The sequence below is a fragment of the Acidisarcina polymorpha genome, from assembly GCF_003330725.1.
Taxonomy (GTDB): domain Bacteria; phylum Acidobacteriota; class Terriglobia; order Terriglobales; family Acidobacteriaceae; genus Acidisarcina; species Acidisarcina polymorpha.
This window is the reverse complement of record NZ_CP030840.1, coordinates 859,154-877,256: the sequence shown is the minus strand read 5'-3', so window position 1 is coordinate 877,256 and position 18,103 is coordinate 859,154. Positions and strand designations below refer to the sequence as shown.

21 protein-coding genes and 1 pseudogene are annotated in these 18,103 nt (G+C 54.8%); 14 read left to right on the top strand and 8 right to left on the bottom strand.

Translation table 11 applies throughout. From position 1 onward, the window contains the following. Nucleotides 1–151 precede the first annotated feature (151 nt). Together ACPOL_RS03890 and ACPOL_RS03885 are read left to right on the top strand one after the other, a co-directional pair. Nucleotides 152–397: a hypothetical protein gene (locus ACPOL_RS03890; protein WP_114205901.1), complete on the top strand. Its 246-nt coding sequence runs from the start codon at nt 152–154 to the stop codon at nt 395–397. Nucleotides 398–552: 155 nt separating this feature from the next. After that, nucleotides 553–2,859, top strand: a complete 2,307-nt coding sequence (locus ACPOL_RS03885) for a hypothetical protein (protein WP_114205900.1) — start codon at nt 553–555, stop codon at nt 2,857–2,859. Between the two features lie 214 nt (nt 2,860–3,073). Here ACPOL_RS03885 and ACPOL_RS03880 read toward each other — a convergent pair whose 3' ends face one another. After that, a complete protein-coding gene (locus ACPOL_RS03880) occupies nt 3,074–3,400 on the bottom strand; it encodes a CsbD family protein (protein WP_114205899.1) in 327 nt (108 codons plus the stop codon). A gap of 720 nt (nt 3,401–4,120) precedes the next feature. Between ACPOL_RS03880 and ACPOL_RS03875 the strand changes: the two genes are divergently transcribed. The 5 genes from ACPOL_RS03875 (at nt 4,121) to ACPOL_RS36035 (ending at nt 7,625) form a co-directional block, all read left to right on the top strand. Continuing rightward, nucleotides 4,121–4,951, top strand: coding sequence for a tyrosine-type recombinase/integrase (locus tag ACPOL_RS03875; protein ID WP_236657217.1), 831 nt, complete (start codon nt 4,121–4,123; stop codon nt 4,949–4,951). Between the two features lie 42 nt (nt 4,952–4,993). Then, nucleotides 4,994–5,506 carry a Uma2 family endonuclease gene (locus ACPOL_RS03870; protein WP_114210578.1) on the top strand — a complete coding sequence of 171 codons (513 nt, stop codon included), beginning with the start codon at nt 4,994–4,996 and terminating at the stop codon, nt 5,504–5,506. Between the two features lie 438 nt (nt 5,507–5,944). Beyond that, a complete protein-coding gene (locus ACPOL_RS36040) occupies nt 5,945–6,139 on the top strand; it encodes an energy transducer TonB (protein ID WP_414633333.1) in 195 nt (64 codons plus the stop codon). Nucleotides 6,140–6,416: 277 nt separating this feature from the next. After that, nucleotides 6,417–7,004 carry a hypothetical protein gene (locus ACPOL_RS03860; protein WP_114205896.1) on the top strand — a complete coding sequence of 196 codons (588 nt, stop codon included), beginning with the start codon at nt 6,417–6,419 and terminating at the stop codon, nt 7,002–7,004. Between the two features lie 222 nt (nt 7,005–7,226). Next, nucleotides 7,227–7,625 carry a hypothetical protein gene (locus ACPOL_RS36035; RefSeq protein WP_161557193.1) on the top strand — a complete coding sequence of 133 codons (399 nt, stop codon included), beginning with the start codon at nt 7,227–7,229 and terminating at the stop codon, nt 7,623–7,625. A 64-nt stretch (nt 7,626–7,689) separates the two neighbouring features. On the opposite strand, the gene ACPOL_RS03850 is transcribed toward ACPOL_RS36035, so the two are convergent. The 3 genes from ACPOL_RS03850 to ACPOL_RS34510 all read right to left on the bottom strand — a co-directional run bounded on the left by ACPOL_RS03850 (nt 7,690) and on the right by ACPOL_RS34510 (nt 9,463). Further along, on the bottom strand, nt 7,690–8,115 hold the full coding sequence (locus ACPOL_RS03850) for a VOC family protein (protein WP_236657216.1): 426 nt from the start codon (nt 8,113–8,115) through the stop codon (nt 7,690–7,692). A 379-nt stretch (nt 8,116–8,494) separates the two neighbouring features. Further along, nucleotides 8,495–8,668 (bottom strand): hypothetical protein, encoded by a 174-nt coding sequence (locus tag ACPOL_RS33410; protein ID WP_161557192.1) that lies wholly within the window; start codon nt 8,666–8,668, stop codon nt 8,495–8,497. Nucleotides 8,669–9,322: 654 nt separating this feature from the next. Beyond that, nucleotides 9,323–9,463 (bottom strand): alpha-amylase family glycosyl hydrolase, encoded by a 141-nt coding sequence (locus tag ACPOL_RS34510; protein WP_236657215.1) that lies wholly within the window; start codon nt 9,461–9,463, stop codon nt 9,323–9,325. A 189-nt stretch (nt 9,464–9,652) separates the two neighbouring features. On the opposite strand from ACPOL_RS34510, the gene ACPOL_RS03835 reads away from it, so the two are divergent. Further along, a complete protein-coding gene (locus tag ACPOL_RS03835; protein WP_114205892.1) occupies nt 9,653–11,317 on the top strand; it encodes an alpha-amylase family protein in 1,665 nt (554 codons plus the stop codon). Nucleotides 11,318–13,228: 1,911 nt separating this feature from the next. Next, nucleotides 13,229–13,411: an ATP-binding protein gene (locus ACPOL_RS36030; protein WP_414633332.1), complete on the top strand. Its 183-nt coding sequence runs from the start codon at nt 13,229–13,231 to the stop codon at nt 13,409–13,411. A gap of 104 nt (nt 13,412–13,515) precedes the next feature. Here ACPOL_RS36030 and ACPOL_RS36025 read toward each other — a convergent pair whose 3' ends face one another. Continuing rightward, nucleotides 13,516–14,010 (bottom strand): carboxymuconolactone decarboxylase family protein, encoded by a 495-nt coding sequence (locus ACPOL_RS36025; RefSeq protein ID WP_414633331.1) that lies wholly within the window; start codon nt 14,008–14,010, stop codon nt 13,516–13,518. A gap of 138 nt (nt 14,011–14,148) precedes the next feature. Continuing rightward, nucleotides 14,149–14,481: a hypothetical protein gene (locus ACPOL_RS03810; protein ID WP_114205888.1), complete on the bottom strand. Its 333-nt coding sequence runs from the start codon at nt 14,479–14,481 to the stop codon at nt 14,149–14,151. A 232-nt stretch (nt 14,482–14,713) separates the two neighbouring features. On the opposite strand from ACPOL_RS03810, the gene ACPOL_RS34500 reads away from it, so the two are divergent. The 4 genes from ACPOL_RS34500 to ACPOL_RS03795 all read left to right on the top strand — a co-directional run bounded on the left by ACPOL_RS34500 (nt 14,714) and on the right by ACPOL_RS03795 (nt 16,728). Next, entirely contained in the window at nt 14,714–14,944 is a 231-nt protein-coding gene (locus ACPOL_RS34500) for an HNH endonuclease (RefSeq protein ID WP_338026747.1), read from the top strand. Between the two features lie 69 nt (nt 14,945–15,013). Then, on the top strand, nt 15,014–15,142 hold the full coding sequence (locus ACPOL_RS35405) for a hypothetical protein (protein WP_275066506.1): 129 nt from the start codon (nt 15,014–15,016) through the stop codon (nt 15,140–15,142). 231 nt (nt 15,143–15,373) lie between these two features. Then, nucleotides 15,374–15,622 carry a PadR family transcriptional regulator gene (locus tag ACPOL_RS36020; protein ID WP_114205887.1) on the top strand — a complete coding sequence of 83 codons (249 nt, stop codon included), beginning with the start codon at nt 15,374–15,376 and terminating at the stop codon, nt 15,620–15,622. Further along, entirely contained in the window at nt 15,619–16,728 is a 1,110-nt protein-coding gene (locus ACPOL_RS03795; protein WP_114205886.1) for an alpha/beta fold hydrolase, read from the top strand. The genes ACPOL_RS36020 and ACPOL_RS03795 overlap by 4 nt, the downstream gene beginning before the upstream one ends. Before the next feature lie 45 nt (nt 16,729–16,773). On the opposite strand, the pseudogene ACPOL_RS36015 reads toward ACPOL_RS03795, so the two are convergent. Beyond that, a pseudogene (locus ACPOL_RS36015) lies at nt 16,774–16,902 on the bottom strand (helix-turn-helix domain-containing protein); the annotation flags it as partial. 30 nt (nt 16,903–16,932) lie between these two features. After that, on the bottom strand, nt 16,933–17,226 hold the full coding sequence (locus ACPOL_RS33945) for a recombinase family protein (protein ID WP_236657212.1): 294 nt from the start codon (nt 17,224–17,226) through the stop codon (nt 16,933–16,935). Nucleotides 17,227–17,538: 312 nt separating this feature from the next. Between ACPOL_RS33945 and ACPOL_RS35680 the strand changes: the two genes are divergently transcribed. Continuing rightward, a complete protein-coding gene (locus ACPOL_RS35680; protein ID WP_338026746.1) occupies nt 17,539–18,090 on the top strand; it encodes a PadR family transcriptional regulator in 552 nt (183 codons plus the stop codon). Nucleotides 18,091–18,103 lie beyond the last annotated feature (13 nt).

Here is an 18,103-nt window from a genome sequence, read left to right as displayed (position 1 = left end):
CCCTGGTAAAGGCTTCAAGGTACGGAATTAGGTGAGATTTGCAGCTGATTCGCACGGAGAATGTGTTGTCGACCCTGGGACGGGCGCGATAATCCGCATATAGACAGAAGCTGAATTGCCCGGCTTCGTTCCAGAGAGACGATCAGACACAATGGTCAGTTATGGACCTGTCGAAATAGACGACGAGAAGTACATTGTCACCCTTCGCAACGTCAATATCGCGAGAAGTCGCTCCGTTCCTGCGCTTCTTCAGTGGAATGTCGAATTCAACACTTGGGGACCTTTCGAAACGCAGATGAATGTTTTCACCTTTGACCAGTATCATTTGTTCCACGGGAAAGCCCGGCTCCTACCCGGTTTTGAACAGGCCTCCGATAAGAGATACGCCGATCCTTAGTCATCTAAATCCATCTGTGGCTGCCTGGTTTGAATCGGTTCGACCCTCAAACACGGGATTTCCGGTAACTTCGCTCTGCGGGGCATGTATCTAAATTCAACAACAAAAAAAAGCGCGAAAGCCGGATTACGGCCCTTCCACCGCAAAGGACCTACATGCGAAAGCTCCTCTTGTTTGTATTTCTGTGGCCACTATTTGCGACCGCGCAAAGCTATACGCCAAACATCAACCTCGTGCTGCCCCCTTATGGAGAATTGAACTGGAGCATCCAGGCCAACGGGAATTTTGGCATTATCGATAGGGCTATAGGCGCTCTGCAGAATGAGTTTCAAGGTCCTTGGCAGTCCACCACGGTTTACAGCAAGGGCCAGTACATTACCTACCTAGGTGCACTCTATGCATCGAGCGTATCCGGAAACATTGACAAAATTCCAGTATCTTCGCCGAGCGCGTGGCTGCTCATGGTTCAAGGTTCGGCCGGCGCATATTTGCCGTTTACTGGGGGAACGCTGACGGGACCGCTAGCTGCGCCAAACATTGGCGGTATTTACTATGCGGACCATTGTCCCGGCGCGGATATAGGAGCCAAGATCAACGCATGCCAGGCGACCGTTCCTGTTAACTCTGTCGGCTACAGGGGTGCTTGGATTATCGTGCCGAACACGAGCGAAGAACCGTCAATGGCGACGTGGTCGACAGGCGTCGTCGTCGGGCCCGGCACCAGTATCATTGGACAGGGAACGAACGCCAGCAGCTTCACCTGCGAGCCATCCGCTGGCTCGGCTTGTCTAACGTTCGACTCATCGGCTGGCTGCCCTGGCGGGATGAGCTGCCCTGGCAACCCCACCGGGGGACCTAATCCACACTCCACGTCGGGGCAAAATACCACGTTCCGGGACTTCACAATCACGGGAACCGGCGCGGCAGGGCAGGACATTCTCTACACTAAGGACGCGCAGGGTCTAGTAGTTCGCAATGTCAACTTGGATGGCGCGGGCTCTGGCGGTGCATGTGTCCACATGCACGACTTGTGGTGGTGGACCGAGAGAAATGAATTCGATAACGTATCGACCCTCTATGGCTGCAAAATCGGGTGGAGGTTTACGGCGTCACCCACATCTCCGTATCTACCTACCGCGTCATTTGGCTACAACCGGTTCATGGATATTGGTGCAAATCCCACTGGCGCACAAACGGCCTTCTCCTGGGAGAGTGGGGTTTACATGTACAACACCACGTTTCGAGCGACCGTAAACAAGGGTGGTGCCGGGTCAACCGTCTTCATGATGAGCGGAAATGCGGAGTTCTACTTAAACGAGCTCCATTTCACTGGAGAGGATAACGGAACCGGAGGTTACTTATTCGACCTAACCAATTCCTCCAATATCTTCACCTTCAATGGAGATTTCAACTGGGGTCCAGAGACCACCCCTAATTCTATAGCGCCTGGTGCGGCCGTCGAGCACTTTCTAGATGCTGGCGGGTTTCAGCCTACGTTCATCCCTAACGTAACAAACGTGGGAATTCAATCCCTTCAGGCGGCCCCGCTGGGTAGTGGATTCGATCTCAATACTGGGCCAGGATGCGGATTTTTTGAAGGCGCTTCGCCGATAAACGGTCCAGCGATAACGGTCCCAACCGGTAACACACTGCTCTATCAACTGCAGGTTTTGTGTTCCGGCGTAAGCGTTCCCAGTGGATATCGCACCCAGATATTCGCCCAGGCGTCCTTCAATGTTGGGATGAATAAAGTCTGGTATCGCAACCAAGGTAACGGAGTGTGGTATCCATGGACTCCGCTTGTCTTGCAAAACTCAATGCCGCTGAGAGGCACTACGACGGCGCTTTCAAGTGCACCAATTCCAGCCGGGACCTGCAAAAGCCTGACGGCTACGGTTCCACAGCTTCAGCTTGGGGAGACTGTTACTGCAACGCCTAACTCCCTTACTCCGCTGAATATAGGGCTTCATTGGGATACGGCGTACATCAGCTCGCTGGATAGCCAGCCGACTTCCTTTACCAACTCCACTCTGGGTACTGCGGCCAATGAACTGGCGGTCATCCAGCCTAACGGATCCGTCCGAACAGCGTTCACCTCGGATTATGGAAATATCTCCGGTGTGTGCGTCTCTGGGTGCGGAACAACCGGGACGGCGCAGATAGCTATAGCTACGACCGCCAATGTGGCGTTCGACGGCCCAACCGTCGCCAATGACTATTTTGTTAATTCCACCACGTTTGCAGGCAAGGGTCACGATATAGGGGCCACCATACCAGTTCGCGCACGCTCGCAAATTCTAGGACAGGTACTCTCGACCAATGCCAGCGCTGGGGTCTACGCGGCCGCATTGCAATCAGGCGTTCCGGGGGCGGGAACCGTAACCGTTCCGGTCTGCAATACCACCGGCTCCCCCATAACTCCTAACAGCACACCGACATTTGCCGTGCGAGTAATTCAATAACTTAAGCCTGCAGTTGCTTCCCAGAAGGCGCCCCAAGTGGGCGCCTTTTCTATTGCTCGAAGAATTCCGGAGAATGAGTCAGAACGTTAAATGCATCTTGGCTTCCGAATACCTCAGTAACGCGGCAGTGGCTGTCGTTCGTGGAACAAGATAGCCATCCCATTCTTCCTCTGGGCTGAGGAAGTTCGATGGGTCAGCCATCTCTACCCGGTGCTCAGCGATTGAGTTCGTGAATGGTGTCCGCGACAGCATGAGCAGCTTGACCAGCTGCGTCTTGGACGGGTCCCGCGACTTGATCCACAACACCCTCAGTTTCGAGCTGCTCATCGCCGGTGGCACGACCCACACCTTCTTTCAGCTTTCCGCGCAAACCCCGGCCGATCCCCTTGACTCTCTGCTTAGATCCCCAGAACGCGGTCTTCCCTGCTGCATCTTCAATATCGTCATAGCCGGTCGCAAACTGCGGACCAGGTTGGTTCAAAACAAAATAGGCGGCCAAACCGAGGCCGACACCGGCAATGATCCAAGCGAGTGTTTTCATGATGGATTCTCCTCAATGGTGGGATGCATTTTCGAATCCTCAGCCGGCCAAGCCATTGAGTGCAGGGAAGTGTCAGCAACGAGCAAGGACATGGGTCAAGCGTTCTTTGCGGGCCGGCTCGACCTCCGCCTCCTTGGCCTGGGCTTGGAGGAAGAGGATTAGCTTCTCGCCTGGCAGAACCCACGACCGGTGCGGAGCCGAATAGGGCCAATCTCTTTCATCAGCGAGAGGGCTGCGCGGCGCTTGAGGGCAAAGACTTAAGCAATCGCCTCACGATCCAAATGCTCTGCGGGACAGTCTTCGACTGCTACTACGATCGAGCGGATTCGCGGGAGCCAGCTGCGCGGGAAGGGCATAAGCTATTGATGAATAAGCAATTAGTCGCTCTCCCACTGGGAAACATGATACTCCATGAGTGCCCACGGAGGCTGCACAGTAGTCACTGAAATTACCCACGACAATGCCTATTGTCATTGGCGATACTGCTTTCATGGCAGAATTCCAGCTTTTGCCTCGGCCAGCTCGGTTTCGACCCTGCCAGGGGTTCCCGCAGCCGGCTGGCCGGACCATGACCTCAAACCAGCTCCCCCTTGTCTCCCGGCTAGCCCCTCTCGAGCCCGGGAAAGGAAGTCGGACGTTCCCGGCAGCGGGTGTTCTTCTGCCGCTGCGGGTTGAGCTCGATCTGGGCCCGCGGTCTCTGCAGCGCTGTTACAGCCGGGTGTGGCCTTCGACGAGCTGGGAAAGTTTCTGGATTTGATCGAAGAACCGCTCTCGCGCTCGAGCCTGGTCGCTTACCGGGCCCAGCTCGTCGAGCGGGGTCTCTCGGCGTCTACGATTAATGTCCAGCTCTCGGGGATCCGCCAGCTGGCCGCCGAGGCCCGGCGCAATGCGATCCTCGACTCTGAGACCGCGGCTTCGATCACCGATGTCCCCAATGTTCGCCAGCAGGGGACCCGGACGGGAAACTGGCTCAGCCGGGACCAGGCGAAAGAGCTGCTCGCGGTGCCTGACCAGGAGAAGCTGATCGGCAAGCGCGACCATGCTCTTCTGGCCCTCCTGCTCGGCTGCGGACTACGCCGTCAGGAGCTGGCCGTGCTCCAGTTTGAGAACATCGTTGAGCGCGAGGGCCGGGCGGTAATCGGTGACCTGGTGGGGAAGGGAAGGCGCGTCCGTACGGTGACCGTGCCCTTCGGGGTGAAGCAGAGCATCGACCGCTGGACCGCGGCCGCTGACATTCAGGATGGGCCTCTGCTCCGGTCGGTCTCGAAGTCCGGCAAGCCGGGCAAGGTGGCACTCGGCGATTGGTCGGTCTGGTCGGTCGTCGAACGGTGTGCCAAGGAGATCGGCATTCCAAACTTCGGCGCCCATGACCTGCGCCGTACCTGTGCGAAGTTGTGCCGCAAGTCGGGCGGCGATCTTGAGCAGATCAAGTTCCTGCTCGGCCACTCGTCGATCCAGACCACCGAACGCTACCTAGGATCGGAGCAAAAGATTGCGGTCGCCGTCAATGACACCTGGGTTTGTAGGAAGCTCTACTGCAAACCCCAATAAAGAAGTTTTCTGATGGTAAACTTGCCGCACCGGAGCGAGAGAATGGCAGCCGCAACACACATCTCGTTGCTTGAATACATGCACGCGCACTATCGTCCTGATCATGAGTTTGTAGACGGCGAGTTGTTGGAGCGAAATGTGGGGAAGTGGGACCAAGCACGAATACAAGCGCTCCTGGCAAGCTGGTTCCACTCCCAGGAAAAGATTTGGTCGGTGAAGGTTGCCACCGAGCAACGCGTTCAGGTGTCTTCAACGCGAGTGAGAATTCCTGATGTCATGCTGGTGCCGCGCGGTCCTCAGCCTGAGATCATTGTCGATCCGCCGATCCTCATCGTTGAAATCCTTTCGACAGACGACACCTACACAGACACTCAAATACGACCCGCAGATTACCTAAACATGGGAACGCCGGCAGTATGGATTATTGATCCAGGGTCAAGGACTGGGCGTCAGTGTGTCGGCTCATCCTGGATTGCCAGCGAGAGGCTCGAGGTTCCCAACACTGCGATATGGGTCAGTCTTTCTAAGTTGTTCTTCGAACTGGATGAAGACTAACTCTAGGAAGTGGGGGTTCTCACGCCAATCGTTATAAACCGTACGCCGACGATCAACCGGTCTCGTGTTTCTAAGCACTTGCGCTGGATTCGTCGAATGCAGATAGGTCAGCCTGGATCCCGGCCCGCCGTGCAGCCGCCACCGAACCCGTGAAGTCGTTGCGCAGCGAATAGAGCGAGTTCCCTAGTATTCACGTAGTTTTATGTCAGCTGTCGAGAACAGGGCTTAACACCCTATGCCGAACTTTCACTCCGCTTTGAGTTTGAGACGTCCGCGGAATGTCGCACTGCTGGGAATGACACTCGCCTTTCTGCTGAGCTGTTTGGACAATGCCACCCTCCAGGCTCAATCGCCTTTAGATGATTGCCACCGAGCTTCTTGGATTCCCACGATTATCATTCAACCTTGATCTCGGATTTAAAGGTTCAACAGCCAGACGTGGGTTCCATTTCTCCGCCAAAAGTCATTCACTCAGTGGCCCCTAAATTTCCCTTAGGGATCCCTGATCGGGAATTCTCCGGAATCGTGACCGTTGCTTTGCCCCTGGACACTAACGGGATGCCGCAACAGGTGCATGTCGCACGTTCACTTGGGCCCGCTTTCGACGAAAATGCCATTAGTGCTGTCAAATAATATCGATTTAAGCCAGCCAATCTCGGGGGGAACGCTGTTACCGCACCTGTATGTGTCGAAATTAACTTCCAGCGTTGAGGCGGTGAGATGCATGGCGGAACATCGACAGCAACAGGCAACGATCGCGAGCCTCGTTGCGTCTGCTCTTAGTCGCCGATCAGCTGTTTTCTGGTTTTCCGCCCGTTCATCATTTTGTCGATAGTTGAAGCGCTGAGCGCCTTCTGCTCGTTACAGAGATTCATGGTGATGTCTGCTATCTTGCGCTTGAGTAACGCTCATGACGCGAGATAATGTCGTGATTGCTTTGACCGCGGTAGGCTCGGCCTGGTGCTGGTGGCCGGTGTCCCGCGAGCAAAGTTTGGAGTTTTCCCGCTGGATACTTCTTGGGCTGATTGCACTGATGGCGCTCTTCGCGACACTCGTCGCAAATCGGCGGTGGCTCAGCGTTGTCGTCGCAGCCACAGTTGGCTCTTTCCTCGGGATGTGTGCCAGTCAGGCCATGTGGCCCTCCGACGACGGAATAGCCAACTCTTACGCGGGGATTGTAATCGTTATCGCGACATTGGCGGTCCTTGTCTTGGCGCTGGTCGGCGGGTTTAACGGGACGAGCATTCTCCATAACCAATCCAATCGCTCGGCCTGTTCTCTGGATCGCGCTAATGGGTTGCATCGCGTTCGGGGCGGTCTTGATGGCGGTGACACCTCCGTTGGTCGCTCCCCGGATAGCGCGCAAGGACCGGTTAGCCACGGAAAGGTTGGCGGCTATGAGGAAAGAGCTATCGACTCGGTTCGGGCGGAAGCGGATGGCAAGGCAAGGATGCGACGTGCACGCGTTAAGCCATCGCTACTCCGGGCCAACTTTTAGCGAGCCGGACCGGTTTGGTTGGCGTCAGTGAAGAGTATCGGAAAGCCCTTAGAGCAGCTATTTCCGAAAAACAAGTAACATTCAGCTGCACAAGTTTTACTGCCCCTCAAGAATTACTGTGTCTTTCAGTACCGAGCTGTCGTTGGAAAAACCAATCGATCCAGAAACCCTGTTGTTCTCTTCGTTGTTTCTCGATCGAACAAAGCGCTCTGGGTTGGGACAGTGGGCCAAGGCATCTACCGGGTCTACAACGGGGAAGCAGATCACTTTGGTAGTTCGGATGGCCTTTCAAGCGATGCAGTGCAGCACTTTTATCAGGACAAGGAGGGCGATGTATGGGTCGTCACTTCTAAGGGAATCGACCGGTTTCGCAATCTTCCCGCGAAGTCGAACACTGCCCCAACCACCCCTAATGTACGGGGCCTGTCACTTAGAAATATGTGGCGTCGTGTCGCAGAGCTAGTTGTCGTCGTCTCATCGGACTTGCCAGAAAGCCTGACCGACAGACAGCCCAACTCCGCAACCAGATTTCTCTTGCAGGATCACGCATTCAGACAGGCCCATCATGTCTTTTCCGCTCGCTGCCCCACCTCTCCGGCCCGAAGGAAGTGTTCATCGTGATTATTGTCGATGAGTGCTTCGGCGATTGGGCGCCAACCGAAACCATCCCCTCTCCCACAGAGGATCAGTCGTCTTCTCGCAATGCAGGCGTTAGCGTTAGACCGACCAAGAGGCCTTCCGGGGAGAGAAATCGGCTTACCGTCTGACCCCATGGTTCCGTTTTGTTCTTGATTAGCATCTGATAGCCCCGCGATTCCAGATCCTCTGTAGCTTTCTCAACGTTGTCCACCTCGAATTCCAGCCATGCCTGCGGAACGGGAACGCTGTCAGGCCAAGAGACGCTGCCGAAGCAGGATTGAGCTGCCTGTGAAAGGGGCCAGAGCGCGAAATGTTTAGCGCCTTTAAGTGCGCCCGTATGGAGATAGCCGCCAGCATCCTCCATAAAAGAAATGCCCAGACTGTCCCGGTACAACGCACGACTCTCAGCGCTGTCGGGATCGATGGGACCGAAGCCAGAAATGAATAACACTTGTGTTCCCATTACCGCCATTTTGCTAATGTCCTCCCTCACTTAGTAGGATGCCCCACTTTCGGTTCGCGCACTATGGTCATCAGAGTCAAATAGTCTGCTCACGTGTTGCGAAGCAAGAGCTCAGTCGGAAGGGGAAGCCAGGCTTCTCGGAGCCAATCCGCCATCCGTAACTGACGAGAACAGGCGTAGGCACTCATCGAACCTCGATCGGGGTGGCATGGTTGCACCTACGAGCCCTGCTGCAAGACAAGCTACTTCGACAAAACATCTCACCGATCGACGCTTAAGCAGGGCTGTCCCGATGCTCCACCTTCTGCCTGGCCTAGGAGAGTTGCTGCACCACACACCACACTTCGCACGCTCCACTGGTATATATTGCTTTGAACATCCACATTCCTTAGGGTGGCAATGACACGATCCTATTCGCTATCTCTTCCGTCGTAGATGCTCCGATGTCATCTAGCTTGTATTTACTAGCCGAGAGGGAATAAAGCGTGGAGCCGCCGACGCCCGATGCAAGTCCACTGCTAAGCCATAGCGCTCCGGTCAGCTGAGCGCCGATTCCCGCCATGGTCGTTCCTCTCTGCACAGAGAAGCTACCAAAATGGTGTCTTAACAAATCCTGCTGAAAGGCAGTTAAATCGGATGCGATGACCACAAGCACACCTTGCTCATCCCGAACTGTATAACCGGTCCCCGTTAGCGACTTTACTAGCGAGTCTCCTGCGGTTTCGGCTTGGATTCCGAACGTATAAACTGACTCACACAGAGTTTGCTGGTGCTCGCCCACAGCTATGCCTTGCTCGCGCCCACAGCTATGCCTATCGGTATATGAGTCTGGAGTGCCGTCGCGATGATTGCATCAATTGGCCTGGCATCCGAGCGTATGAAAGTGACAAGGCTTGTAGATGGTGCTTGCTCCTGAGCATAGCAACTCAAGCACATGAATATGGGGGTGTCTCCAATTGGATCGCCTATTGCCGCGAGTGGTGATGGAGTCGCCAACAGTATCCTCCATCATGCGTCCTTCTGACCGCTGTGGAACTCGAGGCTTGTTGCCCAGCTTGAAAGAGCGTCCGTCTGTACTCCCATGCGGTGCAACGAACGTCGCCGCATCTCCAGAAATATTGTGGAGCGCCTGCAGCTGCCGGGTCCACAAAGAGGCCGGCTAAAGCCCCTGTACGTACGCCTGCCCTGGTTGTCGATGCGATGTTGAAGACAGGCTTCACTCTGGACGAGATTGGAAAGATCGGCCGGAGCAAATTACCTGCGCATCTTCGCCGAAGAGTGGATCAACGTTGCAATAGTCACCAACGGCGTAATTGAAGTCTGCCATCGGGGACGGGTAAATGGCCGAAATCCACATGGGGTCGATGCCCAAATCAACTAGGTAATTGAGACGGTTCAGAATTCACCGGGGGTTGCGACTCCATCGCCGTTCGCATCTTGAAAGCAACGTGGATATACTTCGTAGATCACCGCGCGTTGCCAGCAGCTTGTTTCCTGCATCCCAACATTGCTCCCATCTCTCAATTTTGCGAAGTGGATCTGTCCGATGATTAACGATCTCTGGTACAAGAATGCAGTCATCTATTGTCTGTCCGTTGCGACCTTCATGGATGCGAACGGCGATGGAGTCGGCGACTTCCAAGGTCTGATGCGCAGATTGGACTACCTGCAAGGCATCGGTGTGACAGCCATCTGGCTGATGCCGTTTCAGCCTTCTCCCTTCAAGGACGATGGCTATGATATCGCGGACTATTACGGTGTCGATCCACGCTACGGCACGCTGGGTGATTTTGTGGAATTCACTCAAGGCTGCAAGCAGCGAGGTCTGCGAGTGTTGATCGACCTGGTGGTGAATCACACATCAAATGAGCACGCGTGGTTTCAGGATGCGCGAAAGGAGCCTGTCTCGAAGTATCGAAACTGGTATGTTTGGTCGAAGAAAAAGCCAAAAAATGCATCATCAGGCGTAGTCTTCCCGGGTGTACAGAAGTCGACGTGGACCTACGACGATGCAGCGAGAGAATATTACTTCCATCGCTTCTACGATTTTCAGCCAGATCTCAATACCGCGAATCCTGAAGTGCAAGCCGAGATCCTGAAAATCATGGGGTTCTGGCTCCAACTCGGTGTCTCCGGCTTTCGTATGGATGCGGTTCCCTTCGTCATTGCAGAGAAGGGCGCCCACCTGAAGAAGCCAGCGGAACAATATGACATGCTGCGAACGTTCAGCCAGTTTCTAACCTGGAGACAGGGGGAGGCGATCATCCTCGCAGAAGCGAACGTTCTGCCGGATACGGACATGGAATATTTTGGGAAAGACGGCGAACGTCTGCAAATGATGTTCAACTTTGAAGTGAATCAGAATCTCTTCTATGCCTTGGCGAGCAGCGACACTCGACCCTTGGTTAAGGCAGTGAAGGCGACCAGCAAGCGGCCGGCGTCAGCTCAGTGGGGAAGTTTTTTGCGCAACCACGATGAACTGGACCTCGGGCGGCTTGAAGATGAGCAGAGAGAAACGGTCTTCGCGGCCTTTGCACCCGAGTCAAACATGCAGTTGTATGGCCGCGGTATTCGCAGGCGCCTTGCCCCTATGCTCCAGGGAGATCGGCGACGATTAGAACTTGCCTATAGCCTGATGCTGACACTGCCAGGAACGCCAGTCATTCGTTATGGGGATGAAATAGCTATGGGCGAGAATTTAAGACTTTCGGAACGTAACAGCGCGCGTACCCCCATGCAGTGGTCGACAGAGCCGCAAGGCGGTTTCACCAAGAACGACAAACCAGTGCTTCCTGTCATCAGCGAAGGGGCGTATGGATTCCAGCACGTGAACGTGGCACAGCAAAGGCGCGATCCGAACTCTTTGCTGAACTGGATGGAACGAATGATTCGGATGCGCAAGGAAGTGCCTGAGATCGGTTGGGGGGACTTCAAGTTCCTCAATGCTCGGTCAACTTCAGTCGTTGCAATGCGCTACGATTGGAGGAAGAATGCGGTGCTCTGTGTGCACAACACTTCAAGCGAACCGATTGAGATCCGAATGGCGGTAGACGGGCCCGATGAGAGCGGATGCTCATTGGTCAATCTGCTATCAGACGACCATAGTCATCCTGAGCAGGATGGCCGCCACCGCGTGCTTCTGGAGCCGTACGGGTATCGATGGTACCGTGTTTGTGGACTTGACTACCTTTTGAAGCGAACCGAAGTATAAACAAGTACCCGGCGGCTCATCTCTGGGAAAAAAGCTGGCGACGGAAGAACCCCTGCTGATCTTCCCTGTCTGCGAAGTGCGCGATCTCTTCGAACGGAATTTGTACGCGGCGGCCAGGCTTGGACGTGGGGGAGACTTTAGTCTGGGCCTGTTGGCAGACATTGTTTATGCGGAGCGATCGCAGGGTCACATGGCTCGCTTGCAGATAATCCAAAAACAAAAGCGCATCTCCCAGGAGAAAAGATCGTCACCCCCTGAGTCATGGGTCGCTTTGTCTTTCGATCGATGGTGGGATACTTTAGCAGTCAACCCTCGGTCTGTCCTAATGCTTGATTACGATGGCACCTTGGCGCCGTTTGTCACTCAAAGAATGCAAGCGCTGCCGTACCCCGGAGTAAATAGAACGGCTGGTTCAGCTCCTTCGACGATCAACAGTTCGCTTGGTGTTGATGTCGGGGTGGCCTGCGAGAGAGCTGGCAAGCTTTTTGCCTGCCCTCGATGTTGAGGTTTTGGGGAAGCAACGGCCGAGAGAGGCTCCTTCCAAATGGCGATTATAGAGTTACGCCTCTCAGCCGTCACCAAAAAGGTGCACTCGCCCGGCTAGAAAGCACCTTGAATAAGAATGGATTGTCCGAACTCGTTGAGAAGAAGCCGGGAAGCGTGGCACTACACACGCGAGGTCGGCATCCTCAAGTTGAGCGGCAGCTCATCGAGCTTGTTCCCGCCCTCTTCCGGCGATTGAGTGACCAATCAGCCCTAGAATGGCATTCCTTCGATGGGGGCTTCGAGGTGAGAGCATCAGGTTGTTCCACTGTAGAAGTGATCAATTGCATTCTCAATGAAGAGCCGTTAGAGGCGAAGCGCAACACGGGGTGGTGGCCTATTTAGGCGACGATATGGCCGATGAAGAAGCGTTTCGAGCTTTGACAGGCAGAGGATTGAGAGTATATGTGCATAATGAACCTCGAGAGACGCTTGCCGATATTTGGCTAAGGCCCCCTGAAGAATTACTGGGTTTCTTAGATAAGTGGTTAGAAGCAACCTCCTGAGTATTGGAACGACCGACCGAGACCTCTACAGCGAATGTAAGACAACATCATCTTCGCCGGCGCAGTAAAAATAAAAGTAGCAAGATCATAAAGACAAGGCCGATACCGCAGGCCAGAGAAACCACCCTACTCTGCTACTGAACCCGCTCACCATGGGGTTGGCGCGGCTTCGAGGCATGGTTCCCTCGGTTCTTTGCCCTACGTTTTATAGGCGGGGGGATGTCCGGGAAGAGTAAACCTAGAATTGGCTGCCGTCCGGTTAGTTCTGACCACGACCTCTTCGACTTTAGCTTCTTGCCATGTGATTGTGCCGGTCGGATTGGCCGCCTCAACACACATCCGAGGGGACGCCATGAAGAGCCTTTCAGAGGATACTGAAGTGGCTTTTGGTCAATAACGGCACGCAAAGGTAGCGTTTTTGCAAGCCCTGCACTCGGACTTTGAAGGCCTCTGCATCTTGTGTCTACCTCATCAAGCCATTTGCGCTTCCCGAGTTGTTGGCTCGCATCCGGGCACTGTATCGGCGGGTTTCGCCAGATACTCCATCGCGTATTGTCCTTGACGATCTCAGCATTGCGAGCATGTTGGAAGAGGTCGCCCGACTGACCACCATGATTGACACTCTGCGTACCATTTCTCATGCTGGAGAGGTGACCCTCACCCGGTCTAGATTTTCAGCAATGGAACTCGTCCAAGAAGCCATCGCCATCGTGAAGGTCTTGGCAGAAGACAAGGCGCAGACAATCCTCATGGCTGAGAGCAGCGATTGCGAGCTTCTGGCAGATCGCTTGTTCCTGCGGATGGCTGTCGTCAATTCTCTGGACATGCCGTCAAGTATTCGCCTAGTCGCAGCACGATCCGCGTGTCCGTACGCATCGTTGACCGGATCGAGTGTGGTGGACAACGTGTGGAGATTAGCGTGGCCGATCAGGGGTCAGGAATTCCTCCTGAGTCGAAGGACCGCGTCTTTGATCGCTTCTATCGCATCGACAGATCTCGCAACCGGGAGGCTGGAGGACTGGGTCTAGGTTTAGCGATTGCATAGTGGGCGGTTGAAGCACATTAGGGCAGCATTCGGGGTGAGATTGCTGATGACGGGGAGCGTGCTTTTGCATCGCTTTGGCGAGAGCGGAAAAAATCTCCGGTAAGTTAGTACGATGGAGGTTCGTAACGGGTCGTTCCAGCCCGCAAGGCCGCTCCTGAAAGAAACGACCTCAATCGGGGTTCATCAATATCCGCGAGCGAGCAGGTATTTCGCGCCGGCGGAAAAAGCCTCAGGACCCGGGACCGAGAATCCAAAGGCGTCGGCCAAGCGTGCATGACGTTAAATGAAAAGCAGACGGCAAGAGCATCTTCGATTTGCTCGCGCGAGGCACCGGCTTTGAGTACGGGCCGCATATCATCTGCATTCACAGTGTGCTCACGCGTCAGCTTCCCTAGCATCAGGAGTGTCGCCCTCAACGGCTCTCCGATGAATGCGGTATCTTGATCAGACAAGAAGGCAGAGATCATTCCTCGATTGGAGGACGCCCGTTCCGCCACTGCCGAATGAGCCTTCGTGCAAAACTCACACTTGTTTGTTTTCGCTATGAACGCTGCCATTAACTCGCGATCCGCTACAGACCAGGGAGATGGACCGCGCATTGCTCCTGAGTCACGGCTGACATCGGGTCCCCGTAAAAATCGGGTCGATATTTGACCAGTTTCACAACGTCCAGTACACGCTGACGTGACAGAGTCTGAATCATCCCGAAGAGTGCCTTTGTGCCGAAACCGTGACCGTTATCGAGGACTTGAAGGCGCACGCTCATCCTCCCCGAAAGTCGCTTCGAGAGCCGCACGGGCTGCCTCGTACTGCCTAGCCGCCTGACCAACTGCCGCACACACTACCACTTCGAAAACTTCGTCTTCACTCAAGCCTGACGCTTTGACCGCGGCGATGTCCCCATCAGTGACCCGGTATGCGTTGTTGACAACCTTATCGGTCATTATCTGTGCGGGCCCGCTTAGCCCGGAATCGTCGAAGGCCGCGTTGCGCGTTATACGGGCCGCTTTGCCGTCACCTTCCAGGATTCGCTGTATGAGCGCTCTTCGCGCATTCTCGATATCCGACACTTGCCCTCCAAGCCGAACCGGCTAGCGCGCGACAAAATGTTAGATCACTTGCACCCCACGCCGCAATAAACGAATTCTTGAGAACGTCTGCCCACCGAAGAAGTCAGAATGATCCGAGACCAGGTAAAGGCCAGAGGCGAACGTATGGTCGCTCACAGGACCTCTCCTAAATCCGGCTAACGCTGAATTTTAAACTCCAAAGGACGCCCGCGGAGTCGGCCTGCGCGGGGCCGTGTTGGAGCAGGACGGCAAGGGGTGCCGAGTGTGTGATGCTTCGGGGCGGGACAAGCGTTCCATCATCGTTCACCATAGGGTTCCCGGCAAGTCAGTTCTAAATTTGATAATCTCGCTTTGCCCTAGCTGCCATGCGAAAGTCCATCGCACGAAGGCCGCTTTTTCGGCCATGCCTCCGTTCTTGCTGAAGCTCTGGCGGGAGCAACACCCGAAAGGACGAGCAGACTAATCTCGACTTCAAGGTGCAGCGTCCCGCAGCCGCACCCTTCCCTCTGTTCGAGATCAAAGTTTCGGAGAAATGAAACCGCAGTATCCGGTCACTCCAGATGGACGCTACTTCGTCGTCAAGGGGCGTCTCTGGCGATGCACCAACCCTTCACTTCCTCCCGAAGTCAGGCAGCGCCTTGTCGGTGGGCTGGCGGGGTAGACCCAACATTGCTGTCACCAGGGGCAATCTAGCAAGTGGCTGAGCACTTATACCCGCCGACTGGCTTTACCTTGTATATCGGTTTCCGATATAACCAGAACCGATATACGGAGGCTCGATGTCACCTCGGGATCAGGGTATAGCTGGAATAGCCGAATTACTGCCTCTCCCCACCACTACCTTCTTTGTGCTGTTCGCATTGGCTGGTGAAGACAAGCATGGATATCGATCATGCAAGATGTAAAGATGTTGTCTGCCGACAGGCTTCGATTGGGACCAGCAACGCTCTATAACATGATCCAGAAACTCTCAGAACAGGGGTTTATAGAAGAGATCGAGACCCAAAGTGGAGACCGACGACGCATATATCGCCTGACGCAGATGGGAAAGCACCTTCTTAGAGCAGAATTTGTCAGGCAGAGTGACGTGTTGATACTGGCCAAAACAAGGAACGTCTTCCTTCTTGGAGACAAAGCATGACACGTTCTCACCGGTTCGCTAGCTGGATTTACGATCGGCTTCTTTCGCTCCACGGCGATAGCCTGCGCATGCAGTATGGCGAGGAGATGAAGCATCTGTTCTGGGAACAACTCAGGGATGCTGACGAGGTTGGAAGGGGCACCGTCGCCAGTGTCTGTCGATCAGTCGCATATGAAACGATCTCTCTGATAGGGCCTGTCTATCTGGCAAACGCGCGTCTCGTGGCTATCTCCACCCTTGCTGCCTCAGCTATTACCCTCTGCTTCTTTGCAGGTTTTTGCTCCAACGCCGCAGTCCCCGTCGTGCATGGGTGCTCGAAAGAGAACCCGTCACAGGAACCGTCTGCAACTCAGTCAGGGAGATTAGTACCGGCTTCTGGCGGCTACAAGATGTTTCTGGAATGCACTGGAGATTCGCATAAGGGTGCAACGGTGATCTTGGCTACAGGTCGCGGCATTGGTCCCTACCAGGAGTGGTCGAAGGTGCAGTCGCGGGTCGAGACCTTTTCGCACGTATGCAGTTACGATCCGCTTGGCTTTGGTCAGAGCGACCACGTCGAGGGAGCACACCCAATGAGCGAAGTAGTCGAGAACATGCATGACCTTTTCCACGCGGCTCAGTTGCAAGGACCTTACATCTTGGTAGGCGCTTCCCTCGGAGGTGTTCTGATCCGAAGGTACGAAGAGCGCTATCATACCGATGTTGCGGGACTCGTCTTTGTGGACTCTGCACATGAGGAGCAAGAGTGGCGAGACGCGGCAATCGCCCCAAATTTTGATCCAGAGTGGAAAAACACTAAGTACCTTCAAGGCAATGGATTGCTGGCTCCGGAGCAACGCCTGAGATGGCGTGATGATGTGCCATTAGTCGTTCTCGAGAGGACTGATCTCCCTACATGTGGGGCCTTTCCGGAACTCAGCCAACATCAATGCGATCAGATCAACTTAGCTTGGCATGACTTCCAGGTTGACCTCTCTCATAGATCCAAATACGGTGAGCTACGACAGATAGCTGGGTCAGGGCATGCCATGCATCGGCAAAAGCCGGAAGCAATCTCCCAAGCCATCCTAGACGTGAACAAGCAGATACTCACTAGTACTCACTGAGCACAAGGTGCACCAGCCAAACTGCTCTGCTCTTCGCGCATTCGCTCAAGCTGCAGGCGTGAGGAGGCGGTAGAGGGTTGCCGGGTGAACGCTAAACGTGCGAGCGACTTCTCGAACGGATTTCCCTTCCTTGAGTAAACGTTGAGCGAGTGTCTGCCGGTCGGCGTTCATTTTCTTTGGCCGGCCAAAGCGGACGCGACGTCTTTACGCATTTGCGCGGCCAGCGCCGGTCCGTTCGCGAATCAGATCACGCTCGAACTCGGCGATGCCGGCAAAGATGGTCATGATCATTTTGCCAGCGTGAGTGGTGGTATCCGCCCAAGGTTCTGAAAGAGATTGGAACCGGGCTCCGGTACTGTTGATTGTTTCGACGATTTCGAGCAGGTTCCGCGTGGAACGGGCAAGTCGGTCGAGCTTCCAAACGGTGACCACATCGCCTTCGCGCAATTGATCAATCATCCGGCTCAGTTCCGGCCGGTCGCGATGGGCCCCCGACACTTTCTCGCGGAAGATGCGAGTGCAACCGGCCTCTTTCAGCTCTTCGGTTTGAAGAGCTGATGCAGGCGCGGAGGACCAAGGGTGAGGCTATGCGTAATTCAGACGGGTTGGGCCGCGAAGCAGCACGGCGGAAGGTCGACGAAACGAAACATCAATTGGGCGAGCGGGGACCGGCCTGGTGGGACGACGGTGCACCTGACTGAAATCGTCACATGGCGATCAACGCACCATACGCCGATTGGTTTATCAATTTATCCGTTTAGCCGCATATCGGTTCGTCGCTCGAGTACAGGATCTTCCTGAGCAATGCGGTTGACTAAGCAGCGAACAACTGGCGGCGGTTTCTTCCTCTCAACGTCAAACCTGCTTGCGGTCGCTGTCGTCTCCGCCCGTCATCTTGGTTTTCCGCTTGTTCATCATTTTGTCGAGAGTTTTCATGGTCCGATGGCATTAGTTAATTGCTACCCTTGCACTTCTACACTACATAATTTAGTTTCTTTTGTAGAAGTGAAAGAGGAGCTTGAAGCAGGTATGTTGACCAAACACATTGATCTTCCCCAAGGCACCCTGGACCTGCTCATTTTGCGTACCGTAGCGTTGGGGGCACAGCATGGCTGGGCGATATCGGAGCGCGTCCAGCAGATGTCAAGCGATGTATTGCGAATCCAGCAAGGTTCGTTATATCCAGCGCTCCATCGCCTGGAGAGACGGGGCTGGATCAAGGCAGAGTGGGGGATCTCGGACAACAACCGCCGAGCGAAATATTACGAGCTAACCAAGAGTGGCCGGAAACAGCTGGAGGTCGAAAAGGACCTGTGGGAGAAGCTAACGGCTGCCGTCGGTCAGGTTCTTCGAGAGGTTTAGATCTAGCCGGGAG